16 protein-coding genes are annotated in these 20,309 nt (G+C 70.3%); 5 read left to right on the top strand and 11 right to left on the bottom strand.

What is annotated here, in order from left to right:
* Window positions 1-45 precede the first annotated feature (45 nt).
* The 8 genes from G3573_RS08240 to uxaC all read right to left on the bottom strand — a co-directional run bounded on the left by G3573_RS08240 (window position 46) and on the right by uxaC (window position 11,642).
* A complete protein-coding gene (locus G3573_RS08240) occupies window positions 46-1,170 on the bottom strand; it encodes a hypothetical protein (RefSeq protein WP_163260608.1) in 1,125 nt (374 codons plus the stop codon).
* An 80-nt stretch (window positions 1,171-1,250) separates the two neighbouring features.
* The gene (locus tag G3573_RS08235) at window positions 1,251-1,508 is read right to left on the bottom strand and encodes a helix-turn-helix transcriptional regulator (protein WP_163260607.1); all 258 of its coding nucleotides are present in this window, start codon (window positions 1,506-1,508) and stop codon (window positions 1,251-1,253) included.
* Between the two features lie 10 nt (window positions 1,509-1,518).
* Window positions 1,519-2,544: a sugar kinase gene (locus G3573_RS08230; protein ID WP_163260606.1), complete on the bottom strand. Its 1,026-nt coding sequence runs from the start codon at window positions 2,542-2,544 to the stop codon at window positions 1,519-1,521.
* Window positions 2,545-2,654: 110 nt separating this feature from the next.
* On the bottom strand, window positions 2,655-5,648 hold the full coding sequence (locus tag G3573_RS08225; protein WP_163260605.1) for a TonB-dependent receptor: 2,994 nt from the start codon (window positions 5,646-5,648) through the stop codon (window positions 2,655-2,657).
* A gap of 240 nt (window positions 5,649-5,888) precedes the next feature.
* Window positions 5,889-8,501, bottom strand: coding sequence for a phosphoenolpyruvate carboxylase (gene ppc, locus G3573_RS08220; RefSeq protein ID WP_346427359.1), 2,613 nt, complete (start codon window positions 8,499-8,501; stop codon window positions 5,889-5,891).
* Window positions 8,502-8,566: 65 nt separating this feature from the next.
* Complete coding sequence (kduD, locus tag G3573_RS08215; protein ID WP_163260603.1) at window positions 8,567-9,319, bottom strand: 2-dehydro-3-deoxy-D-gluconate 5-dehydrogenase KduD; 753 nt, start codon at window positions 9,317-9,319, stop codon at window positions 8,567-8,569.
* Between the two features lie 11 nt (window positions 9,320-9,330).
* On the bottom strand, window positions 9,331-10,179 hold the full coding sequence (gene kduI, locus G3573_RS08210) for a 5-dehydro-4-deoxy-D-glucuronate isomerase (protein ID WP_163260602.1): 849 nt from the start codon (window positions 10,177-10,179) through the stop codon (window positions 9,331-9,333).
* A gap of 11 nt (window positions 10,180-10,190) precedes the next feature.
* Window positions 10,191-11,642 carry a glucuronate isomerase gene (gene uxaC / locus G3573_RS08205; RefSeq protein WP_163260601.1) on the bottom strand — a complete coding sequence of 484 codons (1,452 nt, stop codon included), beginning with the start codon at window positions 11,640-11,642 and terminating at the stop codon, window positions 10,191-10,193.
* A gap of 153 nt (window positions 11,643-11,795) precedes the next feature.
* Here uxaC and G3573_RS08200 point away from each other — a divergent pair, with 153 nt between their 5' ends.
* Complete coding sequence (locus G3573_RS08200; protein ID WP_163260600.1) at window positions 11,796-12,191, top strand: hypothetical protein; 396 nt, start codon at window positions 11,796-11,798, stop codon at window positions 12,189-12,191.
* Between the two features lie 2 nt (window positions 12,192-12,193).
* Here the strand turns inward: G3573_RS08200 and G3573_RS08195 are convergent, their stop codons facing one another.
* Window positions 12,194-13,276, bottom strand: coding sequence for a LacI family DNA-binding transcriptional regulator (locus G3573_RS08195; RefSeq protein ID WP_163260599.1), 1,083 nt, complete (start codon window positions 13,274-13,276; stop codon window positions 12,194-12,196).
* A 106-nt stretch (window positions 13,277-13,382) separates the two neighbouring features.
* Here G3573_RS08195 and G3573_RS08190 point away from each other — a divergent pair, with 106 nt between their 5' ends.
* From G3573_RS08190 to G3573_RS08175, 4 genes are all read left to right on the top strand, one after another.
* Window positions 13,383-14,879, top strand: a complete 1,497-nt coding sequence (locus G3573_RS08190; RefSeq protein ID WP_163260598.1) for an altronate dehydratase family protein — start codon at window positions 13,383-13,385, stop codon at window positions 14,877-14,879.
* Window positions 14,876-16,312, top strand: coding sequence for a mannitol dehydrogenase family protein (locus G3573_RS08185; protein WP_346427358.1), 1,437 nt, complete (start codon window positions 14,876-14,878; stop codon window positions 16,310-16,312). Before G3573_RS08190 ends, G3573_RS08185 begins: the two co-directional genes overlap by 4 nt.
* 12 nt (window positions 16,313-16,324) lie before the next feature.
* Complete coding sequence (locus G3573_RS08180; protein WP_163260597.1) at window positions 16,325-17,917, top strand: family 43 glycosylhydrolase; 1,593 nt, start codon at window positions 16,325-16,327, stop codon at window positions 17,915-17,917.
* Window positions 17,918-17,981: 64 nt separating this feature from the next.
* Window positions 17,982-18,596 (top strand): hypothetical protein, encoded by a 615-nt coding sequence (locus G3573_RS08175; protein ID WP_163260596.1) that lies wholly within the window; start codon window positions 17,982-17,984, stop codon window positions 18,594-18,596.
* A gap of 127 nt (window positions 18,597-18,723) precedes the next feature.
* On the opposite strand, the gene G3573_RS08170 is transcribed toward G3573_RS08175, so the two are convergent.
* Entirely contained in the window at window positions 18,724-18,978 is a 255-nt protein-coding gene (locus G3573_RS08170; RefSeq protein WP_163260595.1) for a hypothetical protein, read from the bottom strand.
* A 72-nt stretch (window positions 18,979-19,050) separates the two neighbouring features.
* The coding region (locus G3573_RS08165; protein ID WP_163260594.1) for a pectate lyase at window positions 19,051-20,309 on the bottom strand (1,259 nt) is incomplete at its 5' end.

The raw sequence follows: 20,309 nt of genomic DNA, 5'->3' as shown, positions 1-20,309 counted from the left end.
ACGTATATTCTGCATATAGCCACGCTCGCGGCGCGACAAGGCCTCTCAGGCCGCCGTCAAAGCCAGCGGCGCGCGCGCGAAGGCGAGGCTGTCCTCGAAGTCGAGGAAGACGTCCATCAGGTCCAGGGCGTCGACGGTCGGCGACGAGCCTTCCGGGAAGCGATAGCTCCAGAAGCTGACCACGTGCTGGATGGCGCCCAGCTGTTCGCCCAGGCGGCTGAACATGCCGGGCGCGGTCAGCAGGAAATCGCGGAAGGTCTGGGGCCGGCCGCTGCGGACCAGGCCGGCGTAGGCCTTGTCGTAGACCGAGATGAGCGAGCGGACGCTGTCCCAGCCGCGGCGCACCGAGAGCTGGATGCGCTGGCGGGCCGGGCCGACATAGGCCAGGGCCTCGGCGTCGCGCCCCGGGCGCGCCCGCACCTGGCCGATCGAGGCCAGCACGCGCGAGACGTCGGTCTCCAGATGGTGCAGCAGCCACTTGTAGTAGAGGAAGCCGCGCCAGGCGAAGAGGCCGTCCAGGTACTCGCGGTCCTCGAGCCGAAGCGTGTCGCGCAGCGGCTCGAAGTCGAGGTCGGGGTTGGCCGACAGCAGCTTGTCGACCAGCCGGCCCGCATGCAAGGCCTGGCCGCCGTCGGCGTCCTGGGACAGGCGCACCAGCGGCGAGAGCTCCGCCTCCACGAAACCGAACATGCGCCGCATGTCGGCTTCGGAGATGTCGAAATAGGCCGCGGCCGGCTCGAAGCCGTGGCGGCGCAGGTGGTCGCGCAGCAGGAACGGATCCAGCGACGGCAGGCCGTCCAGCAGCTCCAGCATGTGGCGATCGTGCTCGCCCGAGCGCAGGCCCGCGCCGAAGGCCTGCTCCAGCACGGCGTCCATGTCCTTCTGGCCGACGAAGAAGTACTGCGCCCCCAGCCGCAGCTCGCGGGTGTCGATCGGCAGCAGCACCTTGGTGGCCTGCGAGCGGTAGCCGCAGAAGGCGTCCTGCTCGTTGGCGCGCAGGCGGTGCTTCACGACGATGCAGCGGCTGAGCAGCGGATTGCGGAAGAACGGCGCGGCGGCGAGCGCCGGATCGTGGGCGTGGCGCCGGCTGATGGCCGCCAGATTGAGCGTGCGCGCGCTCGATCCCGATTTCTGCAGGGCCGAGAGCCGGCGGATCGTCCGATCCTTCATTCTGGCACGCTTCCTCGTCGCAACCCCGTTTCGCCGGGGAGGCGAGCAAGCTTCGTGCCTGAAGCGATCAGATGAAGCGATCAGATCTCGATTTCGCGCGGCAGCCTGGCGACCACGCGGGCCAGCAGCTCGGACTCGTCGTAGCCGAGCGCGCGCGAGACGGCGCAGAACTCCAGCACGTCGAGACGGCGGCCGCGGCGTTCGACCTTGGCGATGAAGGACTTCACCTTGGCGAGGCGCGAGGCGAGTTCGGCCTGGCTGACCTTCTTGGCGCGCCGGGCGGCGACCAGGTCCTCGATCAGCAGGCGGTAGGCGTCGGTGAATACGGACTTGGGCATGGGGAGGTGCTCAGCGCCGGACGTCGAGGCCGCCGCCGGCGAGGAGCGCCTCGACCTCCGGGACGCCGACCAGATTGAAATCACCGGGGACGGAGTGCTTCAGGCAGCCGGCCGCCACCGCGAAGTCCAGCGCCGCGCGGTCGTCCATCCCCGACAGCAGGCCGTGCATCAGGCCCGCGGCGAAGGCGTCGCCGCCGCCGATGCGGTCGACCACGCCGGTCAGATGGAAGGAACCGGTGCGCACCTCCCCGCCCCCGCGGGTGAACATGACGCCCGACAGCTCGTGGTGGTCGACGCCGTGGGTGGTCCGGAAGGTCGAAGCCATGCGCTGCAGGTGCGGGAAGGCGTCGAACGCGGCCTCGGCGGCGGCTCTACGGCGCGCGGCCGGGTCCTCGTCGGTGAAGGCGCGGCCCAGCACGAGCGCGATGTCGCGGTCGTCGACGAAGGCCAGGTCGGCGTTCGCCATCAGTTCCTTGAGGATCGCCGGCCCGTCGCCCTTCCAGGCCGCCCAGAGCTTGGCGCGGTAGTTGCCGTCGAAGGAGACCTTCACGCCCTGGCGGCGCGCGGCGGCCACGGCGTTCAGCGCCGCGGCGGCGGAGTTCGGGCCGACCGCCGGGGTGACGCCCGACAGGTGCAGCCACTGCACGCCGGCCAGTTCGCGGTCCCAGTCGATCAGGTCGGCCGGCGCCTCGGCGAAGGCGGAGCCCGCGCGGTCGTAGGTGATTTCGGCCGGGCGCAGGACCGCGCCGGGCTGGAGGAAGTAGAGGCCCATGCGCCCCTCGGCGAAGCGCAGGCCCGAGGTGTCGACGCCGTAGCGGCGCAGCTCGTCCAGGGCGGCGCGCCCCAGCGCGTTGTCGGGCAGGATGCTGGCGACGCCGGCGCGGTGGCCGAAGCGGGCCAGGGACACCGCCAGGTTCGTCTCCGCCCCGCCGAAACAGACGTCCAGCCGCTTGGACTGGAGCAGAAGCTCGGCTCCCGGCGCCGTGAGGCGGATCAGCACCTCGCCGAAGCAGACGACGTCACGGGACGGGTTCACGCGGAGCGCTCCTTGAAGAACGGCCCACACTGACGGGCCGCGGGCAAAAAGTAAGGGGGCGTCAGGACGAACCCGACGCCCCCTCTCGTTTCAGGAGGAAACGGGTACGCTTAGTACTTGTACCGGAAGCCGAAGTAATACTGACGACCGGTGTGGTGATAGACGGACGTGCTTTCGCGCGTGTCGTCGCCGACCCACTGGGCGTTGAACTCGTCGGTCAGGTTCAGACCTTCGAACGTGACGGTGAAGTTGTCGTTGAACTTGTACGAAGCCGACACGTCGACGTTGAAGGTGCCTTGCTTGCCTTCCAGGGCGTTGTTGTTACGGCCCGGAACGTTCTGCAGGTAGCCTTCGCGAGACGCCGCCGAGACGCGAGCGCTGAGCTTGTCGGTCTCGTAGTACAGCGTCGCGTTGTACGATTCCGGCGACAGGCTGGCCATGTCGTTGGTGATGACCGTCGTGCACAGCGCGTTGGCGCAGTAGTCGATCTCGGACTCGACGTGCGTGTAGTTCAGTTGCACGCCCAGACCGTCGAACGGACCCGGCAGGAAGGTGAAGGGCTGCTGGAAGCTGATCTCGTAGCCCTTCAGCGGCCCGCCTTCGGTGTTGAACGCCGTCGTGTACTGGAAGGTCGAGTTGGCGGCGCACTTGGCCGGGTCGCCCGGGATCGGCCCGGGGCAGAAGGCCGGGTCGAACGCGACCGGATCGATCGTGCTCAGCTGGGAGTACAGCAGGTCCTGGCGCTGCAGTTGGATGTAGGAGTCGATGTCCTTGTAGAACACGGCCACCGAGAACAGGGATTCCGGCGCGAAGTACCATTCGAAGCTGAGGTCGAAGGTCTTGGCGCGGAACGGCTCCAGTTCCACGTTGCCCTTGCTGGCGGTGTAGGTCGTGCCCGTGGTGGCCAGCGACGTGGTCGGCACCAGGTAGTTGGTCCCGGCCAGGGTGTTGCCGATCTGCGGACGCGCCATGACCTTGGCGGCGCCGAAGCGGAGCACCATGTCGTCGTTCAGGTCGAGCGCCAGGTTCAGCGACGGCAGGGTGTCGGTGTAGTCGTGCTTGCCCCACACCAGGGTGCCGCCGCCTTGCGAGCTGTAACCCTCGGCGTAGATCTCGGTCTTCGCCTGGCGAATGCCGAGGTTGCCGCGCAGGCCCATGTCCCAGATCGGCAGGTCGGTCTTGAAGTCGACCTGGACGTAGGCGGCCAGGTCCTTCTCCTCGACCGAGCGGTTGCCGCCGCGGGCGTTGCCGTTGGTGATGCTGGTCAGGCGGAAGTCGCCGCCCGGCACGCCGGTGTCGCAGTTACAGTAGATATTGTAGAGGTCAGCGATGGCGTTCAGGTCCGGACGCAGCCACGCCGTGTCGATGCCCGACGGCGCGCCCAGATTGCGGCCGAAGCCGGTCAGCACGTTGGAGATGTCGGCCAGGGTCGTCCCGGCCGGCAGCGCCGGCACGGAGGTCTCGAGGGTCCGGCGGAAATCGTACGAGTCCGACTTGAAGGTCTTGTAGTTCACGCCGGTCTTCAGCGTGACGTTGTCCTCGACGTCCCAGGCCAGGTCGAACTGGGCGGTGCGGAAGGTGGTCTTCACCCCGTTCGGACGCAGGCGGATTTCCGAGGTCGGCAGGGCGGTGGCCGGCGCGCCGGCGCCGATCCACGACCAGGCGGCCGGATCGGTGACGTCGAAGCCGTAGTCGATCAGCGGCAGGTTGCTGTTCTGCCGGTAATCCCACGAATAGCCGTCGGTGTTGGTCCGGTCGAAGGTGACCGTGGTCTGGATCGGGTTGGTGAAGTCCGACACCGCCTGGCCGACATAGGCCTTGGCGTGCAGGCTGTCGGAGAAGTCGTGCTCCAGCGACAGGGTGTGCTGGGTGAACTCGGTCGACAGCTCGTCGTAGCGGGACTCAGAGCGCACGTCGACGTTGTCGAACAGGCCGTAGACCAGCTCGCCGTTGTCGACCGCCGCGTCCAGCACGTTGATCTGCGTCTTGCCGCCGGCCGAGGCGTTACGGCTGAACGACAGGGCCTCCAGGAAGTCTTCCTGACGGGTGGCGTCGAGCTTCGAATACAGCAGCTCGTAGCTGATCAGGGTGGAGTCGGCCGGACGCCACTGCAGGGCGCCGGTGACGCCGAGGCGATCCTGCGAGTGGGTCAGACGCCCGTAACGCGGCAGGCGCGGGTGGAACACCGGCGACGCCGTGGTGCCGGTGGCCAGGTCGTAGACCGCCTGGTTGCCGGGGGTGTTCGCCATACGCGGAATGCCGGTGGCGCAGTTGGTCGCGCTCGAACCGGTCGAACCGCTGTTGGTCGGGTTCTGCGGCACGTGGCCGACGGGGCTGCAGAAGCCGCCGCTGCTGGGACCGTTGTCCCAACGCACCGAGCTGTAGCCCTCTTCGATCAGGTTGCGCTTGCCGTAGGCGACCGACAGCAGGGCGCCGAACTTGCCGTCGGCGAAGCGGTCGCTGATCAGGAAGGCCAGACGCGGGTCGTATTCCTGGGACAGGTCGTTGTAGCCGTACTGGGCCGACCCGGCCATGGTGAAGTCTTTGTAGTCGAACGGACGCGAGGTCTGCAGGTCGACGGTGGCGCCGAGCGAGCCTTCTTCGGTCTCGGCCGCGGCCGTCTTCGAGATCTTGATGCTGTTGAAGAGATCCGACGCGAAGACGTTGAAGTCGAAGCCGCGACCGCGGTTGGCGCCGCCGGAGCTGTCGGTGCCGCCGGTGGTGGCCTGGGCCTCCATGCCGTTGATGCGGGTGCGGGTGAAGTCGGCGCTCAGACCGCGAACGGTGATCGAACGACCTTCGCCGGCGTCACGGTCGATCGCGACGCCCGGGACGCGCTGAATCGATTCCGCCAGGTTCAGGTCAGGGAAGTCGGCGATGTCTTCGGCCATGATGGCGTCGACGACGCCGGTTTCTTGACGCTTGACGTCGATCGCCTGACGCAGGCTGCCGCGGAAGCCGGTGACCACGACCTCTTCCACCGTGTCGTCGGCCGGCGCGCTCTGAGCCGCGGCCGCCCCGGCCACGCCCATGGCGGCGGCGATCACGGAAACGGCGACGCCGTATCGCAGCGCGCGCGCGCGCCGCTCAGTGAACTTGGACATTCAAATCCCCCCTCCCCGTCATACGTGACTCGCACGTCTGACGGCTGATGTTCCCGCACCACGTCCTAGTGAGACGTGGACGCTCGTCCCTGTGCCCCGCTCGTTCTGACACCGGTGTCAATCGGCGAGGCGTGTTCTTCTGACACCGGTATCAATGACCCTAACGCTTGAGTCTGGATAGTGGCAAGAGCGTGGCCGTCGCTAAACGCGCAAACTGTCACAGAACGGCCACAGATACGCTCAGCCGGTGTTGCGCAGCCCCGCCGCAATCCCGTTGACGGTGAGTTGCACGCCCAGCGCCACGGCGGCGGATTCGTCGCCCCGGCGGCGGCGGGCCAGCAGCTCCAGTTGCAGGCCGTTCAAGGGATCCAGCACCGCCGCGCCCAGTTCGACCGACTCGGCCAGATGCGGCTGGTTGTCGAGCAGGCGGGCCCCGCCGCGGGCGGCGAGCGCCAGGGCGCAGGCCTCGTCGTGCTCGCGCCGGATCGTGTCGAAAATGCGCGTCGACGCGGCCTCGTCCGGGAACAGGGCCGCATAACGGGCGGCGACGCCCATGTCGCTCTGGGCCAGGGCCAGCTCCATGTTCGACAGAAGGCCGGCGACGAACTCCGACTCGGCGGCCAGGTCGCCCAGCCGCGCGGTGGAGAGGCCTGAGCGCCTCACCCCTGTGGCGAAGCCGTACCAGCCCGGCAGCATGAACCGCGCCTGCGACCAGCTGAACACCCAGGGGATGGCCCGCAGATGCTCGATCTTGCGCGAGGCGCTGCGCGAGGCCGGGCGGCTGCCGATCTTCAGCCCCGCGATCTCGGCGATCGGGGTGGCGTGCCAGAAGAATTCCTCGAACGCCGGGTCGTCGTAGACCAGCGCCCGGTAGGCGGCGAAGGATTCCCGCGCCAGGCCGGCCAGGGCCGTGGCCTGGGCGGGCGAGGCCCTCCCCTCCCCGCGCGTCCGCGAGGCCAGGGCGACGGCGGCGACCAGGCTGTCGAGGTTGCGTCGGGCGGTCGGCGCGTCGCCGAACTTGCGGGCGATCATCTCGCCCTGCTCGGTCAGGCGCACGCGCCCGCGCACGCTGCCCGGCGGCTGGGCCAGCATGGCCTCCGAGGCCGAGCCGCCGCCGCGGCCGACCGAACCACCGCGGCCGTGGAACAGCTGCAGGCGCACGCCGGCCTCGGCGCAGGTCTGCGCCAGGCTGGAAGCCGCCTCCCACGCCGCCCGGCGCGAGGCGACGTAGCCGCCGTCCTTGTTGCTGTCGGAGTAGCCGATCATCACCTCCTGCACCGCCGCCTCGCCCAGCAGCGGGCGGGCGGCCGGCAGGGCCAGCCAGTCGGCGATGACCTGCGGCCCGTGGGCCAGGTCGTCGATGGTCTCGAACAGGGGCGCGACCCGCAGGCTGGCGGCGGGTTCGGCCCCGCCGACCACCAGGCCGGCCTGCTTGAACAGCACGTAGGGCTCGAGGATGTCGGAGACGCTCTCCGACTTGGAGACGATGTAGCTGCCCAGCGCCTGCGGGCCGAACCGGCGCAGGGCCTCGGCGGCGGCGTCGAACACCTTCAGCTCGCGCTCCGTCTCGTCCGAATAGCGGGCGAAGGGCGAGCGCAGCGGCCGCTCGTGGGCCAGCTCCTGCAGCAGCAGGCGCACCCGTTCGGGCTCGTCGAGGGTCCGGTAGTCCGGCCCCGGCGACGCCTTCTGGAGCAGTTCCGCGATCACCCGTTCGTGCACGTCGGCGTTCTGGCGCAGGTCCACCGACATCAGGTGGAAGCCGCAGGCGCGCGCGATCTTGAGCAGGGTCTTCAGGGCCGCCCCGACCAGGCGCTCGCCGCCGTGGGCGACCAGCGAGGCGCGCACCGTCTCCAGGTCGGCGATGAAGTCCTGCGGACCGTCGTAGGAGGCGCCGGCCACCTTCTCGCCGTACAGGCGCGCGCGGGTGGCGCTCAGACGCCGCTCCATCCCGCACAGGGCGCGGCGGTAAGGCTCGTCGGCGCGGTGGACGGAGTGCTCGCCCGAGCGCTCGGCCATCACCGCCACCTCCGGCGAGACGCTGATCAGGCCCGAGCAGAAGGCCAGGTCCGAGGACAGCCGGCGCACTTCGGCGACGTAGAAGTCGAGGATCAGGCCGGCCTGGCGGCGTAGCGCCCGCTCCAGCGTGCCGGCGTCGACGCCCGGATGGCCGTCGCGGTCGCCGCCCAGCCACGAGCCCAGGCGCAGCACCACCGGCAGGTCGTCGTCTTCCAGCTCGACCGCCCAGCGTTCGTAGAGCTCGACCAGGGCCGGCAGGATCGAACGGCGCACGATGGAGAGCGTGTTGCGCACCTCGTCGTCGACGGTGATGCGCTCGGGCCGCTGCAGGCGGGTCTTCCAGAGGATGGCGATCTCGCGGAACAGCTCGTCCTGGATGCGCCGGTCGACATCGCGCGGATTGTGGTGGCGGCGCAGCGACAGCAGGCGCGAGATCTCGCCCTCGCGGTCCAGCACGCTGCGCCGGCGCATTTCGCTGGGATGGGCGGTCAGCACCGGCACGACGTTCAGTCGTCCGAGCTCCTCAGTGATCTCCTCGGCGGAGACGCCGTCGGCCTTCAGGGCCGCGACCGCGGCCGGCAGGGACAGGGGCCGGTCGTTCGGGCCGGCCTCAAATTCGGCGTGGCGCCTACGGCCGGCGACGTCCTCGGCGACGGCGCCCAGGATCGCATGGCAGGCGAAGGCGCGGGCCAGATAGACCGCGTCCTCCGCGCTGAGCTGGTCGAAGCGGGCTTCGCCCTTGGCGGCGGCCGTGCGCGCCCCGTCGACCAGGGCGGCGGCGGCCTCGCCGTCGAGATAACGGATCGCCTCGCCGAGCAGGCCGCTCAGCAGGCTCACGTTCTGGCGTACGTGACGGCTGGTCGGCGGCGCCGACGTCTCCGCCCTCGCCGCCGACAATCCGGTCAACGCGCCAACCATCCCCCATCCACCGGCAGAATGGTTCCGTGCACGTAGTCGGCCGCGCGCGAGGACAGGAACACCGCCGCCCCGCCCAGGTCCGACGGGTCGCCCCAGCGGCCGGCCGGGATGCGGGCGAGGATGTCGCGATTGCGGCTCTCGTCCTTCCGCAGCGCCTCGGTGTTGTTGGTCTCGAAGTAGCCCGGCGCGATGGCGTTGACGTTGACGCCCTTGGCCGCCCACTCGTTGGCCAGCAGCTTGGTCAGGCCGGCGATGCCGCTCTTCGAGGCGGTGTAGGACGGCACGCGGATGCCGCCCTGGAAGGACAGCATGGAGGCGATGTTGATGATCTTGCCGCCGCCGTTCTTCAGCATGTGCTTCGCGGCGGCCTGAGACAGGAAGAAGGCCGTCTTCAGGTTGACGTCCATCACCGCGTCCCAGTCGGCCTCGGTGAACTCGATGGCGTCGGCGCGGCGGATGATGCCGGCGTTGTTCACCAGGATGTCGAGGCCGCCCAGGGTGTCGACCGTCTCCTGCACGATCCGGCCGACCGGCTCGATCGAGCCCAGGTCGGCGGAAATGGCGTGGAAGCGACGGCCCGCGGCCTTCACCGCGGCTTCGGTGTCGGCCGGCGGGGTGCGGCCGACGGCGACGACGTCGGCGCCGGCCTTCGCCAGCGCCTCCGCCACGCCCTGGCCCAGGCCGGTGTTGGCGCCGGTGACGACGGCGACCTTGCCTTCGAGGCTGAAGGGACTCATGCAGCCCACCATCACTTCAACTGACAAATGTCGAGGACGCACATGTCGGTGTAGTCGAGGTTCTCGCCGCCCATCGCCCAGATGAAGGCGTAGTTCGAGGTGCCCGAACCCATGTGGATCGACCACGGCGGGCTGATCACCGCCTCGTCGTTGGCCATGACGATGTGGCGGGCCTGGTCGGGCTCGCCCATGAAGTGGAACACCCGCTCGTCGGCCTTCAGGCCGAAGTAGAAGTAGACCTCCGAACGGCGGTCGTGCAGGTGCGGCGGCATGGTGTTCCAGACGCTGCCCGGCTTCAGGATCGTCAGGCCCAGCAGCAGCTGGCACGACTTGCAGGTGGCCGGGATGATGTACTGGTAGATGGTCCGCTCGTTGGAGGTCTCCAGCGCGCCCCGCTCCAGCGGCACGGCCTGGTCGATGGAGATCTTCACCACCTCGTAGCGGGTGTGGGCCGGGGTCGAGACCAGGTAGAACTTGGCCGGGCTGGCGGCGTCGTTCGACGAGAAGGTCACCTCGGCCGAGCCCATCGGGATGTACAGGCCGTCCTTCGGCTGCAGGTCGTAGACCACGCCGTCGACGCTGACCTTGCCCGCGCCGTCGCCGACGTTGACCACGCCCAGCTCGCGGCGCTCCAGGAACGGCTTGCCGGCGGCCGAGGCCGGCTCGGTCTGGGCCGGCAGGCTCACGGTCTTCGACACCGGGGCGGCGCCGCCCAGCACCATGCGCTCGTTGTGAGTGTAGTTCAGGGCGATCGCGTCGGCGGCGAACAGGCCGTCCACCAGGTAGCGCGCGCGCAGGTCGTCGTTGCTGGCGCCCTGCATCATGTCGGGGTGGGTGGCGTGGTAGGTCTTGTTGAACACGAGAGGACTCCTCAGGCAGCCGGTGCGAGCGCGCCGGCCGGCGACGTCTGGTCGAGCTTGTAGGCCCGTTTGGGCAGGTTGTAGGCGAGGTCGACGGCGGTTTCCGCCGCTTCCTCGATGGTCATGCGGTGTTCCGACACCAGCCGCGCCAGGAAGGCGCAGTCGACGCGCCGCGCCACGTCGTGGCGGGCCGGGATCGACAGGAAGGCGCGGGTGTCGTCGTTGAAGCCGACGGTGTTGTAGAAGCCGGCCGTCTCGGTGGTCTGCTCGCGGAAGCGGCGCATGCCCTCCGGGCTGTCGTGGAACCACCAGGCCGGGCCCAGCTTCAGGATCGGATAGTGGCCGGCCAGCGGCGCCAGTTCGCGCGCATAGCTGGTCTCGTCGAGCGTGAAGACGATCACCGACAGCTTGGGATCGTTGCCGAACCGGTCCAGCAGCGGCTTCAGCGCGCGCACGTACTCGGTCGGCTGCGGGATGTCGGCGCCCTTGTCGCGGCCGTAGCCCTCGAACAGCAGGTGGTTGTGGTTGCGGAACGAGCCGGGGTGGATCTGCATGACCAGCCCGTCGTCCAGGCTCATGCGCGCCATCTCGGTCAGCATCTGCGCCCGGAACAGCTCGGCTTCGGCCGCGGTGAAGCTCCCCGCGGTGATCTTGTGGAACAGCGCCTCCGCCTCGGCCGGCGCCAGGTCCGCGGTGGCCGCGGTCGGGTGGCCGTGGTCGGTCGAGGTCGCGCCGGCGTCGATGAAGGCGGCGCGGCGGACGCGGTGGGCGTCCAGATAGCCGCGCCAGCTCCACACGTCCTGGCCGGTGACCTGGGCGAAACGCTCCATGGCGTCGCCGAACTGCTCGTGCTCGGCGTCGATGACGGGATCGGGCCGGTAGGCGGTGATCACCTTGCCGCCCCAGCCGCTGTCGCGAATGGCATGGTGGTGCTTCAGGCTCTCCTGCGGGCCTTCGGTCGTGGCCAGCGCCTCGATGTTGAAGCGATCGAACAGGGCGCGCGGGCGGAAGGCGTCGGTCGCCAGCTTCTCGCCGATGGTGTCGAAGTAGAGGTCGGCCGTGGTCTCGTCCAAGGCGACCTCGAAGCCGAACACCTCCGCGAACACGTAGTTCAGCCACAGCCACGACGGCGTGCCGCGGAACAGCTTCATGTTCGAGGCGAACAGCCGCCAGGCCTCGCGCGGATCGGCGCCCGAGGGTCCGCGCTTGGAGGGCACGCGCAGTTGCTCCAGCGGCACGCCCTGGCTGTAGAGCATCCGGTACAGATAGTGGTCCGGGGCCAGCAGCAGGTCGGCGGCGTTACCGAACGACTCGTTCTCGCTGAACCAGGACGGATCGGTGTGGCCGTGCGGGCTGATGATCGGCAGGCTCTTCACCGCCGCATACAGCTCGCGCGCCACCGCCCGCGCCGAGGGCTCGGCCGGGAACAGGCGATCGTCATGAAGCACGAGCGGCTTGGCCATTTTGGTGCGCTTCCGGTGTTTCCTCGCCCCTTTGGTAACCGGTGTCATTGTGATTTGTAAACGGGAAAGCGGAGCGCGCTCGCGGTCTTCGCGGCCGCGCCCGAACGATCCTCCCCGGCCCGCGTTACCTCTGACACACAGTAGGAGTGGCCGATGCGGCGCACCGCCGTGGCCTTGGCCGCACTGGCGGCCGTTTGGGGCTCACCCGCCTTCGCTCAGACCGACACCAGCGATCGCGATCTAAGTTGCATGGCCGTCATGGCTTTCGCCGTCGCGGCCTTGGACAATCCCCAGGAAGACAGTCTGCTGAGGATCTACTTCGCCTACTACCTGGGCCGGCTGAACGCGCGGGATTCCAACGCGCAGTGGGCCGACCGCGGGATCGAGCGGCTGAAAGCCATGACAGGCGACCAGTTGAAGACGACCCTGCTCGTCTGCGCCGACACCGCCGACCGCGAGTTCAACACCGCCCTGCCCACCTCGGGCGGCGCGGGCGCCAGCAGCGACGGCGGCGCCGACGGCGGCGCGAGCGCCACCGGCTCGGCCTGATCTCAGGCCAGCGCCGGGCCGGACGACTCGCGCACCACCAGGTAGGGCAGGATCGAATCCGGGTCGTAGCGGCGCGCCCGCCCGTCGTCCTCGCCGCGGATCAGGCGATCGGCGGCGATCCGGCCCACGTCGGTGGTGGGCGCATGCACCGTGGTCAGCGGCGGCCACAGGCGCGAGGCGATCTGGAAGTCGTCGAAGCCGACCACCGACAGGTCTTCCGGCACGCGCAGGCCGGCCTTGCGGGCGGCCTGCAGCACGCCCGAGGCCATCTCGTCGTTGCCGGTGAAGATGGCGGTCGGCCGCGGCGACAGGGCCAGCAGGGCCTCGCCGCAGGCCATGCCCGACTCGAAGGTGTAGGCGCCTTCCATCACGTAGGCGTCCGGCAGGCTGACCCCGGCCGCGGCCAGGGCCTCGCAAAAGCCGCGCCGGCGTTCGTGGGCCGAGCGGAAGGTCAGCGGACCGGAGATGTGGGCGAACACCTTGTGGCCGTGCGCCAGCAGGTGCTTGGCCACCGCCTCGCCGCCCATGTGGTCGTGGGTGACGACCATGCTCTCCGCCTCGTCCAGCGGCACCGAGGCGATGCGCACGTAGGGGCAGTCGATCTCGTTCAGCAGAGCGGCCAGGCGCTCGTCTTCGGAGACCGAGGGCGGCAGCACCACGCCGAACAGCTTCTGGCGCTCCACGAAGGCGCGCATGTCGCTGAGGAAGTTGGGATCGGAGCGCACCACCGGACGGATGATCAGCTCGTAGCCGGAGCCCTTCAGGGCGTCGAGGATGCCCTGCTGCATGTTCACGACGTACTGCGGGTTCGGGTTGTCGTAGATCATTCCGACCAGGAACGAGCGCCGGAACGCCAGGCCGCGGGCCTGGGGGTCGGGCACGTAGCCCAGCTCGTCGATCACCGCGTTGACCCGCGCGCGCGTCTCTTCCTTCACGAAGGGCGACTCGTTGATCACCCGCGACACCGTCTTCTTCGAGACGGCGGCCAGGCGCGCGATGTCGTTGATGGTCGGACGGCGGCGGTCCCGCTCGGTCTCGGTCGACCCTTCGGCCGAGCCTGCGGCGGTCTTGCTGATGACGGTCATTCGGCCCCGGCGACTGCAACAGTCCTTACATAGCCGCACGCCAGCGCCCACGCCACTGGGCCGAACGACTGCTTGCGCGAAATATGACACCGGTTACCTTGAGCATATGTCCGCGTCCCCCGCCCTTCCCTCCGTGCACCGCGTCGCCCCCGGCGACGACGTGGCCACAGCGCTTCGCCCGCTCGAACCCGGCGAGAGCGTCGTCGTCGACGGCCGCCAGATCGAGGTCCGCGCCGCCGTCCCGAAGGGTCACAAGTTTGCGGTGAACGCGGTCGCCGCCGGGACCGAAGTGAAGAAGTACGGCTGGCCGATCGGCCGGGCGACGCAGGCGATCAGGCCCGGCGACCACGTGCACACGCACAACCTGGCCACCGGGCTTTCCGGCGTGGACGCCTACGCCTGGACGGCCCCGGCGCCGACCACCGCCCCCGCCGTCAGCACAGGCGAGTTCCTCGGCTATCGCCGGGCGAACGGGCGGGTCGGCACCCGCAACGAGATCTGGATCCTCTGCACCGTCGGCTGCGTGGCCAACACCGCGCGGCGCATCGCCGACAAGGCCGCACAGCGCTTCGCCGGCCGGGTCGACGGGGTGCACGCCTTCCCTCACCCGTTCGGCTGCTCGCAGCTGGGCGACGACCTCTCCCACACCCGCAAGCTGATCGCCGCCCTCGCCGCCCACCCGAACGCCGGCGGCGTGCTGATCCTGGGCCTGGGTTGCGAGAACAACCAGCTGGCCGCCCTGCTGGCCGAGGCCGACGTCGCGCCCGAGCGGCTGCGCGCCTTCAACACGCAACTGGCCGACGACGAGATCGAGGACGGGCTGTACGCCGTCGAGGCCCTGGTCGCCGTGGCCGAGCAGGACCGGCGCGAAGCGTGCGCCCTGTCGGACCTGGTGATCGGGCTGAAGTGCGGCGGCTCGGACGGCTTTTCCGGCCTGACCGCCAACCCGCTGGTCGGCCGCATCGCCGACCGGGTGGCCGAGGCCGGCGGCACGCCGGTGCTGACCGAGATCCCGGAGATCTTCGGCGCCGAGCGCCTGCTGATGGCCCGCGCCGCTGACCGCGCCGTTTTCGACGGCGTCGTCGAGGTGGTCAACGACTTCAAGCGCTACTTCCTCGACCACGGCGAGCCGGTGTCGGAGAACCCCTCGCCCGGCAATGTCGAGGGCGGCATCACCACCCTGGAGGAGAAGTCTCTCGGCGCGGTGCAGAAGGCCGGGGCCGCGCCCCTGACCCAGGTGCTGCGCTACGGCGAGCGGATCAGCCGGCCGGGCCTGGCTCTGCTGGAGGCGCCCGGCAACGACGCCGTGTCCTCCACCGCCCTGACCGCCGCCGGCGCGACGGTCATCCTGTTCACCACCGGCCGCGGCACGCCGCTGGGCTTCCCCGCGCCGACCCTGAAGATCGCCTCGAACACGGCGCTGGCCGAGCGCAAGCCGCGCTGGATCGACTTCGACGCCGGCAGCGTGCTCGCCGACGGCCTGGAGGCCGCGACCGACGCGCTGATGGCGCTGGTGATCGACACCGCCTCGGGCCGGGAGACCCGCGCCGAGGCGAACGGCGAGCGCGAGATCGCCGTCTGGAAACAAGGGGTGACGTTGTGAGCCGCCTTTCGTCAGCCGCCCTGCCCCAGGTCCGCGGCGCCGCCACGCCCGCCTATGATCGCGAGGCGACCGAGATCGGCGTCGTCCACTTCGGCCCCGGCGCCTTCCACCGCGCGCACCAGGCCTTCTATTTCGACGAGTTGCTGGCGCGGGATCCGCGCTGGGCGATCTCGGCGGTGTCGCTGAAGAGCCCGGGCGTCCGCGACGCGCTCGATCCGCAGGACGGGCTCTACACCCTGGTCGAGCTGGAAGCGGAAACGAAGCTCCGGGTGATCGGCGCGATCCGCGAGGTGCTGGTCGCCCCCGAACAGCCCGACGCGGTGCTGGCCCGTCTGGCCTCGCCTGCCGTACGCGTGGTCACCCTGACCATCACCGAAAAGGGCTACTGCCTGGACGGCGCCGGCGCGCTGGACGCAGCCCACCCCGACGTCTTCCACGACCTGACCGCGCCGGACGAGGCGCCGAAGAGCGCCATCGGCTGGCTGGTCGCCGGCCTGGCGCTGCGCCGCGCCGCCGAGCTGCCGGGCCTGACGGTGCTGAGCTGCGACAACCTCGCCGACAACGGCGTGCGGCTGCGGGGCGCCGTGCTGGCCTTCGCCGGCGCGCTGGACGCCGGGCTGGCGGCCTGGATCGAGGCTGAGTGCCGCTTCCCGCGCACCATGGTCGACAGCATCACGCCCGCCACCGACGACGCGCTGCGCGCCCGCGTGCTGGACGCTGCCGGCGTCGAGGACGCCTGGCCGATCCAGCGCGAGGCCTTCGTGCAGTGGGTGGTCGAGGACGTCATGCGCGCCGACGCGCCGGACCTGGCCTGCGTCGGCGTCAGCCTGACCGACGACGTCGGCGGCTGGGAGCGGGCCAAGCTGCGCCTCTTGAACGGGCCGCACTCGACCCTGGCCTACGCCGGCCTGCTGCGCGGCCACACCACCGTCGCGGAAGCGATGGGCGATCCCGCGCTGGCCGGCTTCGTGCGGGCGATGATGCTGGAAGACATCGCGCCGACCCTGACGCCTCCGGCGGGCCTGGACCTCGCCGCCTATTCCGAAGCGGTGCTGAAGCGTTTCCGCAATCCGGCCATCCGCCACCTGCTGTCGCAGATCGCCTGGGACGGCTCGCAGAAGCTGCCGTTCCGCATCCTGGGCACGGTGGCCGACGCGCTCGGCGCCGGCCGTTCGGTCGAGCGGCTGGTGGTGCCGCTGGCCGCCTGGATGCGCTTCGTCGAGATGCGTACGCGCGACGGCGAAAGGATCGTCGACCCGCTGGGCGACCGACTGGCCGAGATCGCCACGGCCGGCGGCGGGGTGGAGCGCTTCCTGGCGCTGGCCAGCGTCTTCCCGCCGGCGCTCGCCGCCGATCCGCGCTTCCGCGGTCCGCTCGAGGCCGCCTACGCGCGGATGGGCGACGACCCGGCCACCGCCCTTTCCGCCGCCTGAGATTCTAGCCCGATGGTCGACCTCACCCGCCGCGGCTCGCTGGCCGCGCTGATCGCCGGCGGGGCCGCCGCCTCCGCGTCCCAGGCCGGCGCCGCGACGCCGACCACCGCGCCTAAGTGGGGCGAAGGCTTCGAAGGCCAGCGCAAGGCCGACCTCGGCGACGGGCGCTTCCTCAACCCGATCCTGGCCGGCGACCATCCGGACCCCACCATCGTGCGCGACGGCGACGAGTGGTGGATGACCTTCTCCTCGTTCGACGCCTATCCGGGGCTGGTGCTCTGGCGCTCGCGCGACCTGGTCAACTGGACGCCGGTGACCGCCGCCCTGAAGACGCCGATCGGCTCGGTGTGGGCGCCCGAACTGGTCAAGCACGAGGGTTGCTGGTTCCTCTACATCCCCGCGCGCCGGCCCGAGGGGCGCACGATCTGGGTCATCACCGCCGACCATCCGTCCGGTCCCTGGAGCGAGCCGGTCGACCTGCATCTGCCGAACCACATCGACCCCGGCCACGCGGTCGGCGAGGACGGCTCGCGCTGGCTGTTCCTGAGCGGGGGCGACCGCATCCGGCTGGCCGACGACGGCCTCTCGACCATCGGCGCGGTCGAGCACGTCTACGATCCCTGGCGCTATCCGGACGACTGGGACGTGGAGAGCTTCTCGCCCGAGGGGCCGAAGGTGCTGCGCCGGGGCGAGTGGTTCTACCTGGTCACCGCGGTCGGCGGCACGGCTGGCCCACCGACCGGCCACATGGTCATCGCCGCGCGCTCGCGCTCGATCCACGGGCCGTGGGAGCACCATCCGAACAACCCGATCGTCCGCACCCGGAGCAATTCCGAGAAGTGGTGGTCGCGCGGGCACGCCACCCTGGTCGAAGGGCCGGGCGGCGGCTGGTGGATGGTCTACCACGGCTATGAGAACGGCTTTTGGACCTTGGGCCGCCAGTGCCTGCTGGATCCGGTCGAGTGGACCGCCGACGGCTGGTTCCGGGCGAAGGGCGGCGACCTGTCCAAGCCGCTGGGCAAGCCGAAGGGCGGGACCGCCCTGCCCCACGGGCTTTCCCTGTCCGACGACTTCTCGACCGACAAGCTGGGCGTGCAGTGGGGCTTCTACGATCCCGCGCCCGGCGAGGCGGCGCGCCTGACGCGCCAGGGCGGCGCTCTGGTCATGGCCGCCAAGGGCGCCCAGCCCAGGGACTGCTCGCCGCTGGCCTTCGTGGCCGGCGATCCGGCCTACAGAATAGAGGTCGAGCTGGAGGTCGAGCCGGGCGCTCAGGCGGGCGTGCTCTTGTTCTACAGCCGCCGGCTCTATTGCGGCCTGGGCTGGACCGGCGAGCGGTTCGTCATGCACCGCTACGGCCTGGAGCGGAACGCCCGCGCGCCGGAGGGCTACGGCCGCAGGATCTGGCTGCGCCTGACCAACGACCGCCACGTCGTGACCCTGCACCACAGCTCCGACGGGCGGACCTGGAAGAAGTTCGACGTGCAGATGGAGGTGTCGGGCTACCACCACAACACGGCCGGCGACTTCCTCAGCCTGCGCCCGGCCCTGTTCGCGGCGGGGACAGGCCAGGCGCGGTTTAAGGACGTGCGGTATCGGGCGCTGTAGCTGCCAGATGCCCCGACCGACCTAAACGGCTATGCTCCCCGATGCCGTCGCTGAGGGGACCGCGATGAAGATCGTCCTTTTGACCGCCGCCTGGCTGAGCGCGCTGGCCGCGCCGGCCGCCGCGTACGAGACCACCGCGTCCAAGCCGGTCTCCAGCAGCACCGAAGACTGCGCGATATTCGCCGCGATCGCCCAGGGCGAACTGACCGTGCGGACCGAGGCCGGGGCGATCCGGCTGCCCGAACCGCGCCGCGAGCTCGCGGCCGCGCCCAGCCGGGCCGAGCGGCACGCGGCCTACGCCGAGAAGCTGAAAGGCTGGGATCCGAAGGACGTCCAGTCCCTTGAGAGCTGGGTCGCCCAGGACGTCGCTGTCTACAAGGACCTGGGGCTGACGCAGGCCCAGGCCGCCGAACTGGCCGCCGCCGACGGCGCCGCCCATCCCGCCTACCACCTCGCCTGCGACTGGCGCGCGCACGGGATCTCGTTCGAGCCCGACCCGGCGCAGCCCAAGCAATGGCTGACCCTCTCCCGCCCGCTGGTCACCGCCGACGGCCGCCACGCGGTGGCCTGGATCAGCTACGCCTACACCCCGACCTTCGCCCGCGAGAGCGCCTGCCTGCTGGAAAAGGTCGGCGGCGCGTGGCGGTTCAAGGGATGCCGGGCGACGTTGATGTCGTAGGCGGGCGGCCCGCGCCTTGCGCCTTAAGCTTCCCGCCATGGAGCGCAGGCGCGCCGTAATCCTCACGGATGCGGGCGGTCAGGGGCGGCAGTGTCCGCCTTCGCCCCCACTTCGCTCCCCGACCGAATTAGACCAAGTCGGCGGCGAGTTTCTCCAGCATCGCCACGCCCTCAGGGGTGCTCGCAATGAGACATGGATCGTCCCACTCGTTCTGGAAAAGCAGGTCAGCCTGCTTGAACTTGTAAACTAGGTGGAACGGATGGTGCTCGACCTGCGGGGTTCCGAAGTGATCGCGCAGCGATGAAGAGACCCGCTCGACATCCGCCAGCTCGAACTCCAAAGAGAGCCCGCCGCCTTTTAGGGGAAGCATCGAGACAGCCATGGCTGATGTTCATCCACAAGCCTTTGGCCGGCAAGCTGGAAGTCCGCGCCCCAAAGTGGACATTCGCCCCCCTCACCCCGCCGTCAGCACCTCAGGCCGCTTCGGGCTCATGTCGTCCAGGTTCCAGTCGGCCTCGCGGAACGCGCGCCGGGTCTCCGGATAGGCCGGATAGCCGCCGACGTCCTGCTCGCTGTCGATGATGCGCCCGGTCCCTTCGGCCGCCTCGCGCAGGATGCGGGCGTCGATGGCGTCGCGGTCCCAGGGCCTGGCGCCCGCCTCGCGCAGCACTGCGGCCTTCACCGCCGAGGCCGGCAGGGCCTTGAAGCCGGCCGGCCAGACCGGGGCTTGCGCCGCCTCGATCAGGCCCGGCGTCCCGTCGCCGAACCGCCCGAAGGCGGGCAGCGGCGCGCCGGCGCGGTCCAGGCCGAGGTTGTCGCGGGCGTGGAGCTCCAGCTCGCCCTCCCCGCCCAGCTGGAACAGGGCCAGGTTGTCGAGGGTGGAGGGGCCGGCCTGCACCACGTTGCCGACCACCGACAGCCGCCCGCGCTGGAACGGGTGCTCGCCCCACTCCTTGGCGTGCAGGTTGTAGTGCACGGCCCGCTTGCCCGGGTCGTAGATGTAGTTGTTGACCACCGCGCCTTCAGTCCCGCCCTTGAACAGCGGATTGCGCTCGCGGTTGTGGGCGTAGAGGTTGCCGACGACCAGGGCCTCGCCGACGTTGTCGTGGATCAGGCTGCCCTTGGAATGCTCGCCCTTGGAGTGGGTGGCGTTCGACAGGCCCTCGGCGACGATGTTGTTCGAGAAGGTGATCCCGCGCGAGGTGGCCGCGCGCCACGCGTCCGCATCGGCCCCGTCGAAGCGCGGGCCTGAAGCCGACAGGTTCTCGTCCGTCGCCCACGTCAGGCTGCAGTGGTCGACGATCACGTCATGCGCGCGGTCGCAGGCCAGGGCGTCGCACTCCCAGCCGCTCTTCTTCGCCTGGCCGGCCTCGCCCGGGCGCACGCGGATGTGCCGGATGAGCACGTCGTGGGTCGAGACGCCGACGCCGCCGCGGATCAGGGTGATCCCCGGGGACGGCGCGGTCTGGCCGGCGATGGTCAAGAAGGGTTCGTTGATCTTGATGTTGCGGCGGTCGAGGTCGATCACCCCGCCGACCTCGAACACCACGATGCGCGGTCCCTTCTCGGCGACAGCGGCCCGGAGCGAGCCCGGGCCGTCGTTCGCTAGGGTGGTGACCCGCACGATGCGCCCGCCCCGGCCGCCCGGCGTGCGCGCGGCCCAGCCGAGCGCGCCGGGGAAGGCCGTCGCCAGGGGCGCCTGCGCCCAAGCCG

This window comes from Caulobacter sp. 17J65-9 (genome assembly GCF_010975005.1).
Lineage (GTDB): Bacteria > Pseudomonadota > Alphaproteobacteria > Caulobacterales > Caulobacteraceae > 17J80-11.
The sequence above is the reverse complement of the archived record's forward strand: the minus strand, read 5'-3'. Positions and strand labels throughout refer to the sequence as shown.

What these genes read in the sequence shown, in the direction of transcription:
- G3573_RS08175 (WP_163260596.1), top strand. Translation starts at nt 17,982, where the DNA reads ATGAAGATCGTCCTTTTGACCGCCGCCTGGCTGAGCGCGCTGGCCGCG.
- kduD (WP_163260603.1), bottom strand. Translation starts at nt 9,319, where the DNA reads ATGAGTCCCTTCAGCCTCGAAGGCAAGGTCGCCGTCGTCACCGGCGCC.
- G3573_RS08200 (WP_163260600.1), top strand. Translation starts at nt 11,796, where the DNA reads ATGCGGCGCACCGCCGTGGCCTTGGCCGCACTGGCGGCCGTTTGGGGC.
- G3573_RS08195 (WP_163260599.1), bottom strand. Translation starts at nt 13,276, where the DNA reads ATGACCGTCATCAGCAAGACCGCCGCAGGCTCGGCCGAAGGGTCGACC.
- G3573_RS08190 (WP_163260598.1), top strand. Translation starts at nt 13,383, where the DNA reads ATGTCCGCGTCCCCCGCCCTTCCCTCCGTGCACCGCGTCGCCCCCGGC.
- G3573_RS08180 (WP_163260597.1), top strand. Translation starts at nt 16,325, where the DNA reads ATGGTCGACCTCACCCGCCGCGGCTCGCTGGCCGCGCTGATCGCCGGC.
- G3573_RS08235 (WP_163260607.1), bottom strand. Translation starts at nt 1,508, where the DNA reads ATGCCCAAGTCCGTATTCACCGACGCCTACCGCCTGCTGATCGAGGAC.
- uxaC (WP_163260601.1), bottom strand. Translation starts at nt 11,642, where the DNA reads ATGGCCAAGCCGCTCGTGCTTCATGACGATCGCCTGTTCCCGGCCGAG.
- G3573_RS08225 (WP_163260605.1), bottom strand. Translation starts at nt 5,648, where the DNA reads ATGTCCAAGTTCACTGAGCGGCGCGCGCGCGCGCTGCGATACGGCGTC.
- G3573_RS08240 (WP_163260608.1), bottom strand. Translation starts at nt 1,170, where the DNA reads ATGAAGGATCGGACGATCCGCCGGCTCTCGGCCCTGCAGAAATCGGGA.
- G3573_RS08170 (WP_163260595.1), bottom strand. Translation starts at nt 18,978, where the DNA reads ATGGCTGTCTCGATGCTTCCCCTAAAAGGCGGCGGGCTCTCTTTGGAG.